16 protein-coding genes are annotated in these 15,574 nt (G+C 69.3%); 15 read left to right on the top strand and 1 reads right to left on the bottom strand.

What is annotated here, in order from left to right:
* Positions 1-135 precede the first annotated feature (135 nt).
* From ACH442_RS25715 to nusB, 15 genes are all read left to right on the top strand, one after another.
* Positions 136-1,365, top strand: coding sequence for a hypothetical protein (locus ACH442_RS25715; protein WP_396340651.1), 1,230 nt, complete (start codon positions 136-138; stop codon positions 1,363-1,365).
* A gap of 80 nt (positions 1,366-1,445) precedes the next feature.
* Positions 1,446-1,895, top strand: a complete 450-nt coding sequence (locus ACH442_RS25710; protein ID WP_396340650.1) for a DUF948 domain-containing protein — start codon at positions 1,446-1,448, stop codon at positions 1,893-1,895.
* A 15-nt stretch (positions 1,896-1,910) separates the two neighbouring features.
* The gene (locus ACH442_RS25705; RefSeq protein ID WP_396340649.1) at positions 1,911-2,201 is read left to right on the top strand and encodes a hypothetical protein; all 291 of its coding nucleotides are present in this window, start codon (positions 1,911-1,913) and stop codon (positions 2,199-2,201) included.
* A complete protein-coding gene (alaS, locus tag ACH442_RS25700) occupies positions 2,198-4,879 on the top strand; it encodes an alanine--tRNA ligase (protein ID WP_396340648.1) in 2,682 nt (893 codons plus the stop codon). The genes ACH442_RS25705 and alaS overlap by 4 nt, the downstream gene beginning before the upstream one ends.
* Before the next feature lie 224 nt (positions 4,880-5,103).
* Positions 5,104-5,565: a Holliday junction resolvase RuvX gene (gene ruvX / locus ACH442_RS25695; protein ID WP_396340647.1), complete on the top strand. Its 462-nt coding sequence runs from the start codon at positions 5,104-5,106 to the stop codon at positions 5,563-5,565.
* The gene (gene mltG / locus ACH442_RS25690) at positions 5,566-6,753 is read left to right on the top strand and encodes an endolytic transglycosylase MltG (protein ID WP_396340646.1); all 1,188 of its coding nucleotides are present in this window, start codon (positions 5,566-5,568) and stop codon (positions 6,751-6,753) included.
* A gap of 146 nt (positions 6,754-6,899) precedes the next feature.
* On the top strand, positions 6,900-8,096 hold the full coding sequence (gene mltG / locus ACH442_RS25685; protein ID WP_396340645.1) for an endolytic transglycosylase MltG: 1,197 nt from the start codon (positions 6,900-6,902) through the stop codon (positions 8,094-8,096).
* A gap of 75 nt (positions 8,097-8,171) precedes the next feature.
* Positions 8,172-8,516 (top strand): hypothetical protein, encoded by a 345-nt coding sequence (locus tag ACH442_RS25680; RefSeq protein ID WP_396340644.1) that lies wholly within the window; start codon positions 8,172-8,174, stop codon positions 8,514-8,516.
* A gap of 99 nt (positions 8,517-8,615) precedes the next feature.
* The gene (locus ACH442_RS25675) at positions 8,616-9,473 is read left to right on the top strand and encodes a shikimate dehydrogenase (RefSeq protein WP_396340778.1); all 858 of its coding nucleotides are present in this window, start codon (positions 8,616-8,618) and stop codon (positions 9,471-9,473) included.
* Positions 9,474-9,836: 363 nt separating this feature from the next.
* Complete coding sequence (gene aroC, locus ACH442_RS25670; protein WP_396340643.1) at positions 9,837-11,015, top strand: chorismate synthase; 1,179 nt, start codon at positions 9,837-9,839, stop codon at positions 11,013-11,015.
* Positions 11,016-11,052: 37 nt separating this feature from the next.
* Positions 11,053-11,556, top strand: a complete 504-nt coding sequence (locus ACH442_RS25665) for a shikimate kinase (protein WP_396340642.1) — start codon at positions 11,053-11,055, stop codon at positions 11,554-11,556.
* A gap of 129 nt (positions 11,557-11,685) precedes the next feature.
* Complete coding sequence (gene aroB / locus ACH442_RS25660) at positions 11,686-12,750, top strand: 3-dehydroquinate synthase (RefSeq protein WP_396340641.1); 1,065 nt, start codon at positions 11,686-11,688, stop codon at positions 12,748-12,750.
* The gene (gene aroQ, locus ACH442_RS25655; RefSeq protein ID WP_396340640.1) at positions 12,747-13,166 is read left to right on the top strand and encodes a type II 3-dehydroquinate dehydratase; all 420 of its coding nucleotides are present in this window, start codon (positions 12,747-12,749) and stop codon (positions 13,164-13,166) included. The genes aroB and aroQ overlap by 4 nt, the downstream gene beginning before the upstream one ends.
* 75 nt (positions 13,167-13,241) lie before the next feature.
* The gene (efp, locus tag ACH442_RS25650; protein ID WP_396340639.1) at positions 13,242-13,799 is read left to right on the top strand and encodes an elongation factor P; all 558 of its coding nucleotides are present in this window, start codon (positions 13,242-13,244) and stop codon (positions 13,797-13,799) included.
* Positions 13,799-14,233 carry a transcription antitermination factor NusB gene (nusB, locus tag ACH442_RS25645; protein ID WP_396340638.1) on the top strand — a complete coding sequence of 145 codons (435 nt, stop codon included), beginning with the start codon at positions 13,799-13,801 and terminating at the stop codon, positions 14,231-14,233. Before efp ends, nusB begins: the two co-directional genes overlap by 1 nt.
* A 765-nt stretch (positions 14,234-14,998) precedes the next feature.
* On the opposite strand, the gene ACH442_RS25640 is transcribed toward nusB, so the two are convergent.
* Entirely contained in the window at positions 14,999-15,487 is a 489-nt protein-coding gene (locus tag ACH442_RS25640; RefSeq protein WP_014446326.1) for a transcriptional regulator, read from the bottom strand.
* Positions 15,488-15,574 lie beyond the last annotated feature (87 nt).

Genomic DNA, 15,574 nt, shown 5'->3' with positions numbered 1-15,574 from the left:
AGCCCCGAGGCGGGTCGAGGTGCGGCCGCCGTTCTCGGGAGTGGGCCGGAGCCCGGCGCACCGGGCCGTGGCGCCGCTTCCGTCCCGGTCCCATCCGACGGCACCGCCTCTCCGCGCGGCGCGGCCTCGGTCGCCGTGCCCGGTTCCAGCCGCGGCACCGGCTCAGCCGTCGTGCCCGGAAATGTCCGTGGCACCGGAGCCGCGGCCGTCCCGGGGAGTGCCGGCTCCGCCGCGGTCCCCGGCCGTGGCACCGGATCGGCCTCGGTCCCGGGCACCGCAACCGTCCCGGGCCGCGACAACACCTCCGGCCTGGGCAACGGTCCGGGCCCGGGCAACGGCCCTGGTCAGGGCAATGGTCCGGGCCTGGGCAACGGCCCTGGTCAGGGCAACGGCCCTGGTCCGGGCCAGGGGACGGCGCCGGGTCAGGGCAACGGATCCGGCCGCGGGAACACGCCCGGCCAGGGCAACGGTCCGGGGCGCGGGAGCAACGGGAGCCGGGGCAACGCACCGGGCTTCGGGACCGACTCCGGTTTCGCGAAACGTCCGCCGGCCGGTGGCGACCCGTTCGACGAGCCCGGCCACGGCACCGGCACCATCGCGGTGGCGCGTGCCGGCGCCCCGAAGGCCGGGACGGCGGCCACCCCCGTACGGGCGAAGGGGTTCGAAGCCGGCGCCGAGGAGGAGGCCGAGGCCGAGGGTGGTCTGGCCGAGCTGCGGCAGAAGCTGCGGACGCAGCGGCGCCTCCGGCTGATCACGCTGTCGACGCTGGCCGCGGTGGTCCTGCTGGTGCTCCCGGCGTTCTTCGGGCTGCGCGCGGTCAGCAGTGACCCCGTTTTCGCCTCCCTGGACTCGCTGAGTGTGCCGGCGTGGGCGGACGAGAAGCCGGAGGACCAGGGCAGCGGCAGCCGCTGGTGTTTCCTGGAGTGCCGGTTCCGGGAGCGGATGGCCGACTCCCAGCGCGATTTCAAGGAGACCACCCAGGCCTACACGAAGGCGCTGGAGGCCGCCGGGTGGACGCTGTGGAAGGTCGCCGACTGCCCGGAGTCGCCGGTGAAGCCGGAGGAGGGTACCTACACCTGTTTCCGGCGGGACGAGTTCACTCTGGACCTGGCGGTCGGGCTGCCCGACTGTGCGGTCGACCAGGTGCTGCAGGAGGCGGTCCCGGCGGCCGGTTCGGAGCAGGCCGAGGCGGGTCGGACCGGGACCGGCAAGTGCGGGGGATCGACGGTCAGCATCAAGGTGCGGACCGCGATCGCCGACGAGCGGGGCAAGACGGACAAGAATCCGGGGCCGGTCGGGCAGACCCCGGATCCGGTGCTGGACGAGAACGATCCTCTTCTGAATCCGACACCCCAGGCGTCGTGAAGCGGGTGGTGGTCACGGACGGTAGGGTCTGCACGTTGTCCCCGCCGAATCCGTGACCACCCGAAGAGGAGACGCGCTTAATGAACGCCGGAGAAATCGCTGGTCTGATCGCGGCGGGCGCCTTCCTGATGCTCGTCGTCGTGCTGGCGTTCCCGATCCTGAAGCTGGGCCGCACGATTGACGCCGCCACCCGCGGGATCAACGAGGTGGTCGATCGCACCGGCCCCCTGCTCTCCAACGTGAACGTCACGGTGGAGAACGTGAACACCGCGCTCGGTCAGGCGCAGGTCACTCTGGACGGCGTGAACCTGCAGCTGGCCAAGGTCGACACGATGACCGAGCATGCGCAGAACATCACCGCCAACGTCGCCAACCTGGTCACCGTGGTCTCCGCCGCCGCGGCGAACCCGCTGGTCAAGGTCGCCTCGTTCGGGTACGGGCTGCGCAAGGCCACCGCCGCCCGCCGGGCCGCCGAACAGGACCGCGAGGTCCGCACCGAGCTCAAGCGGCGCCGTCGCGCCGGCCGCTGAGAGGGGATCGCCGTTATGAAACGCCTGCTCTGGCTCGGGGTCGGTCTGGCCGTCGGCGCACTCGTGGTGCGCAAGCTCACGCAGAAGGCCGAGGAGTTCACTCCCACCGGGATCGCCACCTCGCTCTCGCAATCCGCTGGCGGGCTCGTGGAGTCGATGCGTAGCTTCGTGGAAGACGTCCGCGACGGCATGGCCGAGCGGGAACAGCAGATCGCCGAGGCGTTCGCCGAGGGCGTTCTGTACGAGGACAAGTTCGCCGAGCTGCGCGAGGACGAGCAGCCCGGTTCGCAGGAGGGAATTCGATGAAGACGGCGGAAGTCAAGCGGCGCTATCTGGCGCATTTCGAGGCGAACGGGCACACGGTGGTCCCGAGTGCCCCGCTGCCGGCCATCGACGACCCGAACCTGCTGTTCATCAACGCCGGCATGGTGCAGTTCGTGCCGTATTTCCTGGGTCAGCAGACCCCGGCGTTCAACCGTGCGGTCAGCGTGCAGAAGTGTATCCGCACGCCGGACATCGACGAGGTCGGCAAGACCAGCCGCCACGGCACGTTCTTCCAGATGAACGGCAACTTCTCGTTCGGCGACTACTTCAAGGAAGGCGCGATCAACCTCGCCTGGGAGTTGTCGACGAAGCCGGTCTCCGAGGGCGGTTTCGGGCTGGACCCGTCGCGCATCTGGCCCACGGTGTATCTCGACGACGACGAGGCGTTCGGGCTGTGGCGCAGGATCGGTGTGCCGGAGAGCCACATCGTCCGCCGCGGTAAGAAGGACAACTACTGGCACATGGGCATCCCGGGTCCGGCGGGCCCGTGCTCGGAGCTGTTCTACGACCGTGGCCCGGAGTACGGCAAGGACGGCGGCCCCGAGGTCGACGAGGACCGGTTCATGGAGTTCTGGAACCTGGTCTTCATGCAGAACGAGATCACCGACGTGAAGTCGAAGGAGGACTTCACGATCGTCGCTCCGCTGCCGAAGCAGAACATCGACACCGGCATGGGCCTGGAGCGCATCTCGTCGATCCTGCAGGGTGTCGACAATCTGTACGAGATCGACGAGGTCCGGCCGATCCTGGCGCGGGCCGCCGAGATGACCGGTAAGAAGTACGGCGCGCACTCCGGCCACGTCGCGGGCGAGTCGCACCCCGACGACGTGCGCCTGCGGGTCATCGCGGACCACGTGCGCACCGCGCTGATGCTGATCGGTGACGGTGTGGTGCCGGCCAACGACGGCCGTGGTTACGTGCTGCGCCGGATCATGCGCCGCGCGATCCGGGCGATTCGTCTGCTCGGCTGGCAGGAGCCGGCGCTGCCGGTCCTGCTGCCGATCGCGCGGGACTGCATGTCCCCGTCGTACCCGGAGCTGGCGGAGGAGTTCGGGCGCATCTCCACGTACGCGTATGCGGAGGAGGACGCGTTCCTCTCCACGCTCAAGGCGGGCACCACGATCCTGGACACGGCGATCACCGAGTCCAAGACCAAGGGGAAGAGCCAGCTCAGCGGGGACAAGGCGTTCCAGCTGCACGACACGTACGGGTTCCCGATCGACCTGACCCTGGAGATCGCGCAGGAGCAGGGTCTGCAGGTCGACCAGGAGGGTTTCCGCCGGCTGATGGCCGACCAGCGGAACCGGGCGAAGGCGGACGCGGCGGCGCGCAAGACCGGTCACGCGGACCTCTCGGCGTACCGGTCGGCGCTCGACGCGGGCGGCGCGGTCGAGTTCACCGGTTACCAGGAGGTCGTCCGCGAGTCCCGGGTCCGTGCGCTGATCGGCGACAAGGGCCGGGTCGAGGTGGCCGGTGAGGGTGACTTCATCGAGCTGGTGCTCGACACCACCCCGTTCTACGCCGAGGGTGGTGGCCAGCAGGCCGACACCGGTGTGATCAAGGTGGGCGGCGGCCAGCTCGAGGTGGTCGACGTCCAGCAGCCGATCCCCGGCCTGATCGTGCACAAGGCGCGGGTCATCCGCGGCGAGGTGCGCGCGGGTGAGTCGGGTCTGGCCGAGATCGACGTGACCCGCCGCAAGGCGATCTCCCGCTCGCACACCGCGACCCACCTGGTCCATCAGACGATGCGCAACTTCCTCGGGGAGTCGGCGACCCAGGCGGGTTCGCTGAACGCGCCGGGCCGGCTGCGGTTCGACTTCCACACGCCGGGCGCGATCAACCCGTCGGTGCTCTTCGACGTCGAGCAGCAGATCAACGAGGTGCTGCTGCGTGACCTGGAGGTGCACGCGTTCATCACCTCGCAGGAGGAGGCGCGCCGGCTCGGCGCGATGGCGCTGTTCGGCGAGAAGTACGGGGACGAGGTCCGCGTCGTCGAGGTCGGCGACTACGCCCGTGAGCTGTGCGGTGGCACCCACGTCGCGCGGTCCGGGCAGCTGGGCCTGGTGAAGATCCTCACCGAGTCGTCCATCGGTTCGGGAGTACGCCGGGTGGAGGCCCTCGTCGGCATCGACGCGTTCGGCTTCCTGGCCAAGGAGCACCTGCTGGTGTCCCGTCTGGCCGACATGTTCCGGGTGCCGGGCGATCAGGTCGCGGACCGGGTCGAGCAGACCGTCACGGCGCTGCGCGACGCGGAGAAGGAGCTGGAGAAGCTGCGGGCGCAGATGGTCCTGGCCGGCGCGGGTGCGCTGATCGACCAGGCGAAGGATCTGCGCGGGGTGGCGTTCGTCGGCACCGAGGCGCCGGAGGGCGCGGCGGTCAACGACGTGCGCACGCTGGCGCAGGAGATCCGCGGCAAGTTCGACCCGGCGCGTCCGGCGGTCGTCGCGGTGGCGTCCCGGGCGAACGGCAAGGCGGCGCTGATCGTGGCGGTCAACGCGGCGGCGAAGAGCCGGGGCCTGTCCGCGGGCGATCTGGTCAAGGGCGCGCTCTCCGGCCGGGGTGGCGGCAACGCCGACCTCGCGCAGGGCGGCGGCGTCCCGGCGTCCGAGGCGCCGAACCTGCTGGCGTCGGTCGAGAAGGCGATCGCCGACGCGAGCTGAGAATTGACTGGTAATGGATCCGTCGCCCAGTGCGACGGATCCTTTCCTTTTCCTTGAGAATTCCCAGCAGGGGCACAGGGGGCCGTTGTAACGAGGGCCGCAGCGGTTAAGCTTTGCCCGCGATCGGGAGCCATTAATCGGCGTTTGTCGATAATGGTTTCCTCTCGCCGACAAGCCTGTTCGGGGACAAGGAGATGCGGTTTGCCGCCATGCAGGGAGAGAGTGTGACGCAGGGCTTCACCCGGGGAGTGCGCCTCGGGGTGGACGTCGGTCAGGTGCGGGTCGGAGTCGCCAAGTGCGACCCGGACGGCATTCTGGCCAGCCCGGTCGTGACCGTGGCACGGGATCAGCAGGCCGGCGAGGACAAGATCCCCGCCGACATGGCCGAGCTGGCCCGGCTGGCGGAGGAACACGAGGCCGTCGAGGTCGTCGTGGGTCTCCCGGTCGCGCTCAACGGGCGGGAGGGCGTGGCGGCCGGCCACGTCCGGGCGTACGTGGAGCGGCTCGGCGCGATCATCGCGCCGCGGCCCGTCGTGCTCTCCGACGAGCGGATGTCCACCGTCGTCGCCAGTCGTAGGCTGAGCGAGCGGGGCGTTCGAGGGCGTCGGCAGCGTGCGGTCGTCGATCAGGCGGCCGCCGTGGAAATCCTGCAGGGCTGGCTGGACGCGCAGCGGAGGCAGACTTAATTGAGCGACGACGACCTGGATTTAGCGTTCGAGAACGCCGAGGATCGAGGCCGCTGGAGACACGCCAAGAAGAAGGGCGGTAAAGGCCGGACTTTTCTGGCCTTCACGCTGGTTCTCTTGCTGCTCGGCGCGCTCGGTGGCGTCGGCTACATCGGCTTCGACAAGGTGCGGGGCTACTTCGCCGTCGAGGATTTCGCCGGGCCGGGCAACGGTGAGGTCGCCATCGAGGTGAAGTCCGGCAACACCGCGACCGACATCGCCAACACCCTTTACAAGGCGGGTGTGGTGAAGAGCGCGGCGGCCTTCGTCGACGCGGCCAAGGACAATCCGAAGAGCAAGGACATCCAGGTCGGATCGTATCTCCTGAAGAAGGAGATGAAGGCGGCCGACGCGCTGACCATGCTGCTCGACCTGAAGAACAAGAACGTCAACAAGGTCACCATCCCCGAGGGCATCATCTCGCTGCAGATCTTCGACCGGCTGTCGAAGGCGACCGGGATCCCGGTCGACGACTTCAAGACGGCCGCGAAGAACCCGCAGAAGCTCGGCGTGCCGGCGCTGTGGTTCAAGCGCAAGGACGGCAAGAAGGTCAACACGTCGGACATCGAGGGCTTCCTGTACCCGGCGACCTACGAGATTCCGAAGAACGCGACGGCCGAGAGCGTCCTGAAGCTCATCATCAAGAACTTCAACGCCGAGATGGAGCAGCTGGACTTCGTCAACCAGGTGGCCAAGCTCGACGTCAAGATCTCGCCGTACGAGGCGCTGGTCGCGGCCTCGATCGCCCAGGTCGAGGCGCTGCTGCCGGAGGACATGGGACCGGTCGCGCGGGTGCTCTACAACCGCGCCTACACCGGGAACTTCCCGTGCAGCTGTCTCCAGCTGGACAGCACGGTCAACTACTGGCTGCGGATCAGCGGCAAGGACGCCAAGGCGTCGGAGAACCTGCTCGCCTCCGAGCTGCACGACCCGAAGAACCCGTACCGCTATGACGTGAAGGGTATGGCGGTCGGCCCGATCAGCAGCCCGGGCGAGGTCGCCCTCAAGGGTGCGATCGAAGCTCCGAAGAGCGATTACTACTTCTTCGTGACGGTCGACAAAAAGGGCAGCATGGCGTACGGCAAGACCAACGACGACCACGAGAAGAACAAGCAGATCGCCTGCAAGAACGGCATCCCGATCTGCTGATCGAGGGAACGTCACGTCGACGGCCGGCCGGGAGCGTTCCCGGCCGGCCGTCGTCATGAGGTAGCGCCGCAGGTCGATCCGTGGCACTCTTCGCCTCGTAGTTCCAGCCGGGGGCTTGACATGCTGGACCCACAGCGGAGGCGGTAATGCTCGACGACCTGGATGCGGTGCTGGAGGAAGAGCAGCAGGCGACCGAGGGTGAACCACAGCATCGGAACCGCAAGGCCGGACGGGCCGGGCGGTCGACGATCGCGTTCTTCCTCAGCCTCGTCCTGCTCGGCCTGCTGGCCGGTGGCGGCTGGTTCGCGTACAGCAAGGTGAAGGGGATCTTCGTCGCCGACGACTACTCCGGCCCGGGTGGGGCCGAGGCGATCGTCGAGGTGAAGTCCGGTCAGTCGGCCGCCGACATCGGCACCACGCTCTACGACCAGAAGGTCGTCGCCTCGGTCGACGCGTTCGTCGACGCCGCCAAGGACAACACCCGCAGCAAGAACATCCAGGCCGGGTGGTACAAGTTGAAGGTCGGGATGAAGGCGGCCGACGCGGTCGCGCTGCTGCTCGACCCGAACGCCCGCTGGGTCACCAAGGTCACCCTGCCGGAAGGCCTCTCCTACCAGCAGACGTTCGAGAAGCTGTCGGAGGTCACGAAGATCCCGGTGGCGGACTTCGAGAAGGCCGCGAAGGACCCGGTCGGCCTCGGCGTCGACCCGTCCTGGTTCACTCGCAGCGACGGCAAGAAGGCCGACCGGACCGACATCGAGGGCTTCCTGTACCCGGCGACGTACGAACTGTCCCCGAAAGCCGACGCCACCGGCGTGCTCAAGGCGATCATCGCGAACTTCAACGCCGAGATGAACCAGCTGGAGTTCGTCTCGACCGTGCAGAAGACGCGTGGCGGCGTCTCGCCGTACCAGGCGCTGATCGTCGCGTCGATCGCGCAGGCCGAGGCGCTCAAGGACGAGGACATGCCGAAGGTGTCCCGGGTCGTCTACAACCGGGCGTACGGGGACTTCGCCTGCCACTGCCTCGGCCTGGACAGCACCGTCAACTACTGGCTGCGGATCACCGGCAAGGGGACGAAGGCGTCCGAGCACCTGACGAACGCGGAACTGCACAACCCGAAGAACCCGTACAACACTCACGACAAGCCGGGCCTGCCCCCGGGCCCGATCGGGAACCCGGGCAAGGCCGCGCTCAAGGGTGCGATGAGCCCGACGAACAACTTCCCGTACTACTTCTTCATCAGCATCGACACCAAGGGCACCATGGCCTACGGCAAGACCGGGGCCGACCACGACAAGAACCGCCTGCTGGCCTGCCAGAACGGCATTCCGCTGTGCTGACGGGGTCGCGAGCGGCGACGACGATCCACTAACCTGGCGCGCGCAGTATCACCGACCACTGTGGAGGTAGACACGATGCGTGCCCGAAACTGGATCCTGAGGTCGTCCGTGGTGGCGGCGACCGCCGTGCTCGGGGTCGTCGCGGGTTCTCTGCCGGCGAGCGCGGCGACGCTGTCCACCACCGGTGCCTCCGGCCGCACCAAGTACTTCGAGAACGGCACCTACCTGCTCTACGCGCACGACCCGCTGAGCGACGGCCACTGCGCCCGCTGGCAGGTCAACACCGGCAGCGGCTGGTCCTACACCGGCGACTCGGCCTGCAGCAGCACGGAGATCCTGGCCGGCATCGCGCAGGACGGCTCCTCGGTGCGGATCTGCCGCACCGGCGTCGGCAACTGCTCGTCCTCGGTCAAACTCTGACACCGGCCACGTCCCGGAGCGGGTCGAACCGTCCCGGGACGTGGATTCCGTAAACTACGGCGGCGACGTTTCGATCACGAGGACGGGGACGCTGTGCAGATCACCAGCTCGCGACGGGCCGCCGTCCTCGGCAAGCCGATCGCCCACTCGCTCTCCCCGGTGATCCACCGGGCCGGCTTCGCCGCCGCCGGGCTCACCGGGTGGACCTACGAGGCGATCGAGTGCGCCGAGTCCGAGCTGCCCGACCTCGTCGCCGGCCTCGGCCCCGAGTGGGCCGGCCTGTCGCTGACCATGCCGCTCAAGGAAGCCGCCCTCAAGCTGGCCAGCTCGGCGACGCCGGTCGCGATCGCCGCCGGCGTGGCCAACACGCTGGTCCGGCAGGCCGACGGCTGGCACGCCGACAACACCGACGTCCCGGGCATGGTCCGGGTGCTGCGTGCGGCGGGCGTCGGCACGAGCACCGGCCGGCACGCTGCGAAGGAGGCCCCGCCGCGGGTCACCGTCCTCGGCGGCGGAGGCACCGCCCGCGCCGCCCTCGCCGCCGCCTCCGCGCTGGGCGCCGAGATCGTCATCGTGGCCGCCCGCCGCCCCGAGGCGATCACCGCGCTGGAGCCGGTGGCCGGCGCGCTCGGCCTCAAGCTCGAAGGCCTCGCCTGGTCCGCCGCCCCCGCCGCGTTCGACACCGACGCCGTGATCTCCACGGTCCCCAAGGGCGCCGCCGACCACCTGGCCGCCGAGGTCACCTGGCGCCCCGGCACGGTCCTCTTCGACGCGATCTACGACCCGTGGCCGACCCCGCTCGCCGCCTCCGCGACCGCCGCAGGCCTCGCCGTCGTGTCCGGTCTCGATCTGCTGCTGGCCCAGGCGCTGAGCCAGTTCGAGCAGTTCACCGGCGTCGCCGAGGCGCCCGAGGAGGCGATGCGGGCGGCGCTCGACGAGGCCGTCCGCAACCGCTGACCGCAAAAGATCAAGATCAAGATCTTCATGTCCTGGGTCCGCCGGGGTACGGGCCGTCGCTCCCGCGGGGACCCTTCCGGTCCTCGCAGGGCCGTGGCCGGCCCGGAACGCGAGGCCCGCAAGGGCGGCGTCCGTGGGTGGTCGCGCTCAGAGCACCGAACCCGTCCACGGCTCCCGGCCCGGCGCAGCCGCCCGTCGAGCGGCTGTGGCGTGCCGCGGCCGGTCCCTGTCTGTCAGCCGCCTCGCGTGGTGTGCCCGGCGCGCGGCCGCGGCGGGTGGCGGAGCAGGGCGCGGGTGTCCGGAACTCGGGATGCGGTGTACCACCTGCCGGACCGGGTTCGCGGCCGTGCCAGACTGTGAACCGTGTTGCGCTGGCTTACCGCAGGTGAATCGCACGGTCCGGCTCTTGTCGCGCTGCTGGAGGGTGTTCCCGCCGGCGTGGAGGTGACGAGTGCGGACGTCACTCGTGACCTCGTGCGCCGCCGTTTGGGTTATGGCCGTGGGGCCCGGATGAAGTTCGAGCAGGACGAGGTCGAGTTCATCGGCGGTGTCCGGCACGGGTTGACGCTGGGCAGTCCGGTCGCGATCCGGGTGGGTAACACCGAGTGGCCCAAGTGGGAGACGGTGATGTCGGCTGATCCGGTCGACCCGGACGTGCTGGCCGAGCAGTCCCGTAACGCGCCGCTGACGCGTCCGCGCCCGGGTCACGCCGACCTGGCCGGGATGCAGAAGTACGGGCATACCGATGCCCGCCCGATCCTGGAGCGTGCCAGTGCGCGGGAGACCGCGGCCCGCGTCGCGGTCGGTGTGGTCGCCAAGCAGCTGATCAGGCAGGCGCTGGGTGTCGAGATCGTCTCGCACGTGATCGAGCTGGGTTCGGTGGCCGCGAAGTCGGGGCTGATCCCGGCGCCGGAGGATTTCGACCGGATCGACGCGGACCCGTTGCGCTGCCTGGATCCGGAGGCCAGTGCCCGGATGGTCGCCGAGGTCGACGCGGCGAAGAAGGACGCCGACACGCTCGGTGGGATCGTCGAGGTCCTGGCGTATCGGGTGCCGCCGGGTCTGGGTTCGCACGTGCAGTGGGACCGTAAGCTCGACGCGCGTCTGGCCTCGGCTCTGATGTCGATCCAGTCGGTCAAGGGTGTGGAGATCGGTGACGGGTTCACTCAGGCCCGTTCGCGGGGTTCGGTCGCGCATGACGAGATCGTCCCGACGGCGGGCGGGGTGAAGCGGGTCACTGATCGGGCCGGTGGGCTGGAGGGCGGCATCACCAACGGTGAGCCGTTGCGGGTGCGTGCCGCTCTGAAGCCGATCTCGTCGCTGAACCGGGCGTTGCAGACCGTCGACGTCGTCACCGGTGAGGCGGCCACCGCGATCAATCAGCGTTCGGATGTGTGTGCGGTCCCGGCCGGCGCGGTGGTGGCCGAGGCCATGGTCGCGCTGGTGCTGGCCGAGGCCGCGACGGAGAAGTTCGGCGGTGACTCGGTTGCCGAGATCCGTCGCAACCTCACGTCGTACCTCGAAAATCTGGTGATCCGCTGATGACGCCGGCCACCGTTCCCGCCGGGGTGACGCGCTGATGGCGCCGGCTGCTGTCCTGGTCGGGGTGATGGGCGCCGGCAAGACCACCGTCGGCGCGGCGCTCGCCGCGTCACTGGGCCTGCCGTTCGCCGACACCGACACGATCATCGAGGAGCGGGCCGGCAAACCGATCCCGGAGATCTTCGTCGACGAGGGCGAGGCCGCGTTCCGCGCGCTGGAGCGCGAGGTCGTGGCGTCGACGCTGGAGACCTTCGACGGCGTCCTGGCCCTGGGCGGCGGAGCGATCCTCGACGACTCCACCCGCAAACTGCTGGCCGGGCACACGGTCGTCTACTTGTCGGTCGAGCTCACCGACGCCCTCAAGCGCGTCGGTCTGGGCGCCGGCCGCCCCCTGCTGGCGATCAACCCGCGTGCCACCCTGAAGTACCTGCTGGAGCAGCGCCGCCCGCTCTACCTGGAGGTGGCGACGCACACGGTGATCACCGACGGCCGTGAGCCCGGGGAGATCGCTCCCGAGGTCGCGGCCCTCCTCGCCGCCTGAGCCGGCCCGGCTGGTTCTCCCGGGCGTCGTGAGGGGCTAACACGCCCCTGCGAACCCGGGTCGCCCACCTGGCGGAACCGGTGACGGCGGGGCATTCGGTCCCGCCGGTACGCGGATAGGGTGACGCCCGTGGTGACGCGAATTCCGGTGGCGGGTGACCGTCCGTACGAGGTGGTAGTCGGCCGTGGGCTGAACGGCGAGCTCCCGAGCCTGATCGAGGGCGCCGCCCGGGTGGCCGTGATCCACCCGCCGACGTTGCGGGAGCGGGCCGAGGCGGTGGCCGAAGCGACCGGCGCCGGGATCGTGGTCCCGATCGAGGTGCCGGACGCCGAGCAGGGCAAGTCCGTCGAGGTCGCCGCCCGCTGCTGGGACGAGCTGGGCGCGGCCGGCTTCACGCGCACCGACGTCGTCGTCGGTGTCGGTGGTGGCGCCACCACGGACCTGGCCGGTTACGTCGCGGCCGCCTGGCTGCGCGGGGTCCGCTGGGTGCCGGTGTCCACGTCGGTCGCCGGCATGGTCGACGCCGCGGTCGGCGGGAAGACCGCGGTCAACATCGCGGCGGGGAAGAACCTGGTCGGCGCGTTCCACCCGCCCGCCGGTGTGATCTGCGATCTGGACGCGCTGGACACGCTGCCGCGCGAGGACATCGCGGCCGGTCTGGCCGAAGTGGTCAAGGGCGGGTTCATCGCCGACCCGCGGATCCTGGAGCTGGTCGAGGAGAGCCCGGAAGCGGCCCTCGACCCGCGCAGTGACGTGCTGCGGGAGCTGATCGAGCGGAAGATCCGGGTGAAGGCGGACGTCGTCGGGGTGGACCTGAAGGAGTCCGGCCTGCGGGAGATCCTGAACTACGGGCACACGCTCGGGCACGCGATCGAGCGCCGCGAGAAGTACACGTGGAAGCACGGGCACGCGGTCGCGGTCGGCATGATCTTCGCGGCCGAGCTGGGCCGGTTGGCGGGGCGGCTGGACGACGAGACCGCGGCCCGTCACCGAAAGGTCCTGGATCTTCTCGAGCTGCCCACGGCGTACGCGCAAAATGCCTGGACCGACCTGCTTGCCGGAATGCGCGTCGACAAGAAGACGCGGGCCGCAACCTTGCGGTTCGTGGTTCTCGACGGCCTGGCGAAACCGGGCATCCTCGCCGGGCCGGACGACGACCTGCTGCGGCAGGCCTATACCGAGGTGGCGCGATGATCTACGTGTTGAACGGGCCGAACCTGAATCGCCTGGGCACCCGCGAGCCGGACGTCTACGGCAGCGCCACCTATCAGGACCTGGTGGACATGTGCCAGACCGTCGCCGACGACCTGGGCGTCTCCGTGAAGGTCCTGCAGACGAACGCCGAGCACCAGATGGTCGAGTGGCTGCACCAGGCCGCCGACGAGGGCGCCGACGTGGTGCTCAACGCCGGCGCCTGGACGCATTACAGCTACGCGATCCGCGACGCGTGCGCGATGCTCGGTGGCAAGCTGGTCGAGGTCCACATCTCGAACATTCACACGCGCGAGGAGTTCCGGCACCATTCGGTGATCTCGGGCGTGGCGACCGGTGTGATCGTCGGACTCGGGTTCGACGGCTATCGGCTCGCTCTGGAGCATATTGCCCGCTAGACCCGATTCGCTCTTACCAGGGCGGCGCCGGTAAAGTGGTTCGGTCACCGATTCGCGTCAAGATCAAGGCAGGACATGGCTTCCACCAACGACCTGAAGAACGGCCTGGTTCTCAACCTCGACAAGGAGCTGTGGTCCGTCGTTGAGTTCCAGCACGTCAAGCCCGGTAAGGGTCCCGCCTTCGTGCGGACCACGCTGAAGCACGTGCTGTCCGGCAAGGTCGTCGACAAGACCTTCAACGCGGGCACCAAGGTCGAGACGGCGACCGTGGACAAGCGCTCCATGCAGTACCTGTACCAGGACGGCGACGACTACGTCTTCATGGACCTGGACACCTACGACCAGATTCACGTCCCCGGCGCCACTGTCGGTGACAACGCCAACTACCTGCTGGCCGAGGCCGAGGTCACGGTCGCGCTGCACGAGGGCGTGCCGCTCTACATCGAGCTGCCGACCAGCGTCTTCGTCGAGGTCACCTACACCGAGCCGGGTCTGCAGGGCGACCGCTCGACCGGTGGCACCAAGCCGGCGACGATCGAGACCGGCGCCACGGTTCAGGTTCCGCTCTTCATCACCACCGGTGAGAAGATCAAGGTCGACACCCGCGACGGCCGCTACCTCGGCCGCAGCTGATGGCGGAAGGTCCCAAGAAGGAACGGCTGGCGCGTCGCAAGGCGCGCAAGCGGGCGCTGGACGTCCTTTTCGAGGCCGACCTTCGTGATCTGCCGCCGAGCCAGGTGCTTGTCACGTACCTCGAACGGATCGCCAAGCCGCATCCCGAGCACCTGGCTTACGCGGTCACCCTGATCGAGGGCGTCGCCAAGCACCTGGACCGGATCGACGAGCTGATCGCCAGCTACGCCGAGGGCTGGACGATCGACCGCATGCCCGCGGTCGACCGCAACCTCGCCCGCATCGCCGTCTACGAGCTGCTGTTCGAGCCCGAGGTGGATGACCCGGTGGCGATCACCGAGGCGGTCGAGCTGGCGAAGGAGATGTCGACCGACGACAGCCCGCGCTTCCTCAACGGTCTGCTGGATCGGATCGCGGCTTTCGCCACGCGATAAAAAACCAGAAATGCGCAAAACGGCCTGGACCGCTTCGGTCCGGGCCGTTTCGTTTTCCCAACCCCAGAAATCCGATTCGATACGCCCTGAGCCGCGCGACGCGCCAGAAGTCCGCTGCCCGCGGGTCCGGCGGCTTCCGCTGTCCGTGGGCCCGGCGGCTTCCGCTGACTGTGGGCCCACGGTGAGAACCAGTCCGAGCCGGCAGGCGCGCCACGGCCCGGAACGTCGGCGCATCGCGCCGGAATGTCACGGGCGGGTCGCCGGAAGCGGTCCGTGGGCGGTCTGACCTGTAGTGAGCTGCGTGTCAGCGGGTTGATCGGTGGCGTGTGATACACGGGCGCCGGTCGGCGGCGGGCCGGGTGTGAATGGAATCACGGCGTGCGGGCGGGGCTTCGACGGCGGCCGCGGGGAGTCTGCGGGGCTCGTGCTCGGCGCGGAACGATCACGCGCGGAGCAGGAGCAGTGGCGGTGCCGCGGGGGCGGTCCGGCGGAGGGAGAGCGGGCGCTGCCGCGAGGGGAGTGCGGGCGCTGCCGCGAGGGCGGTTCGGCGCGAGGGGAACGGGGGCGCTGCCGCGAGGGCGGTTCGGCGCGAGGGGAGCGGGGTGCTGCCGCGAAGGCGGTCCGGCGCGGGCGCGCGAGGGGCGCCGCGGCGGGGCGAGCGCCGGATGAATCCATACAAGAAATGAAGTAAGCCCGCGTCGATCTTGGGGGGCCGACGCGGGCTCTTCTGTCGTGAAGCAGTATCAGCCGGTGGTGCGGCTGATGTCAGCTGGCGAAGAACGCCCGGGGGTCGGCCACCAGAACGCCCTGCTCGGTCAGTCGCTCGATCAAGCCGGACGGCGAGATGTCGTAGACGATGGCGAGGGCGCGCAGGTCATCGGCGCGGATCGAGAGGACCCGGCCGTTGTAGTCACCACGCTGCTGCTGAATTGCCCGGGCGTACCGCGCCACGTAGGCGAGGTCCTCACCGGTGGTGTCGTACAGTTTCTCGAGGTCCAGGACGATCTTGTTGGTCGCCTCGAGACGGATGCCACTGCCGTCGGGCAGCAGCTCGGAGACGGGAACACGGTAGAAGTCGGCCAGTTCGGCCAGACGGGACACGGTGACCGCACGGTCGCCGCGCTCGTACGAGCCGACCACGACGGCCTTCCAGCGGCCGTTCGACTTCTCTTCGACGCCCTGCAGGGACAGGCCCTGCTGCTGGCGAATGGAGCGCAGGCGAGCGCCCAGCGACTTCGCGTACTCAGACGGCATTCGGACACTCCCAGTACTGTGCTCGGCCCGGAGGGTTCTTCCTCACGGATCGCTACGCTGCGTGACGGTACGGAGTTTGCGAGCGCC

This window comes from Actinoplanes sp. NPDC020271, assembly GCF_044388125.1.
Taxonomy (GTDB): Bacteria; Actinomycetota; Actinomycetes; order Mycobacteriales; family Micromonosporaceae; genus Actinoplanes.
Note: the sequence above shows the minus strand (reverse complement) of the source record. Positions and strands in the feature narration are given on the sequence as shown.

What these genes read in the sequence shown, in the direction of transcription:
- efp (WP_396340639.1), top strand. Translation starts at nt 13,242, where the DNA reads ATGGCTTCCACCAACGACCTGAAGAACGGCCTGGTTCTCAACCTCGAC.
- ACH442_RS25705 (WP_396340649.1), top strand. Translation starts at nt 1,911, where the DNA reads ATGAAACGCCTGCTCTGGCTCGGGGTCGGTCTGGCCGTCGGCGCACTC.
- aroQ (WP_396340640.1), top strand. Translation starts at nt 12,747, where the DNA reads ATGATCTACGTGTTGAACGGGCCGAACCTGAATCGCCTGGGCACCCGC.
- nusB (WP_396340638.1), top strand. Translation starts at nt 13,799, where the DNA reads ATGGCGGAAGGTCCCAAGAAGGAACGGCTGGCGCGTCGCAAGGCGCGC.
- mltG (WP_396340645.1), top strand. Translation starts at nt 6,900, where the DNA reads ATGCTCGACGACCTGGATGCGGTGCTGGAGGAAGAGCAGCAGGCGACC.
- ACH442_RS25710 (WP_396340650.1), top strand. Translation starts at nt 1,446, where the DNA reads ATGAACGCCGGAGAAATCGCTGGTCTGATCGCGGCGGGCGCCTTCCTG.
- ACH442_RS25665 (WP_396340642.1), top strand. Translation starts at nt 11,053, where the DNA reads ATGGCGCCGGCTGCTGTCCTGGTCGGGGTGATGGGCGCCGGCAAGACC.
- ACH442_RS25640 (WP_014446326.1), bottom strand. Translation starts at nt 15,487, where the DNA reads ATGCCGTCTGAGTACGCGAAGTCGCTGGGCGCTCGCCTGCGCTCCATT.
- alaS (WP_396340648.1), top strand. Translation starts at nt 2,198, where the DNA reads ATGAAGACGGCGGAAGTCAAGCGGCGCTATCTGGCGCATTTCGAGGCG.
- ACH442_RS25680 (WP_396340644.1), top strand. Translation starts at nt 8,172, where the DNA reads ATGCGTGCCCGAAACTGGATCCTGAGGTCGTCCGTGGTGGCGGCGACC.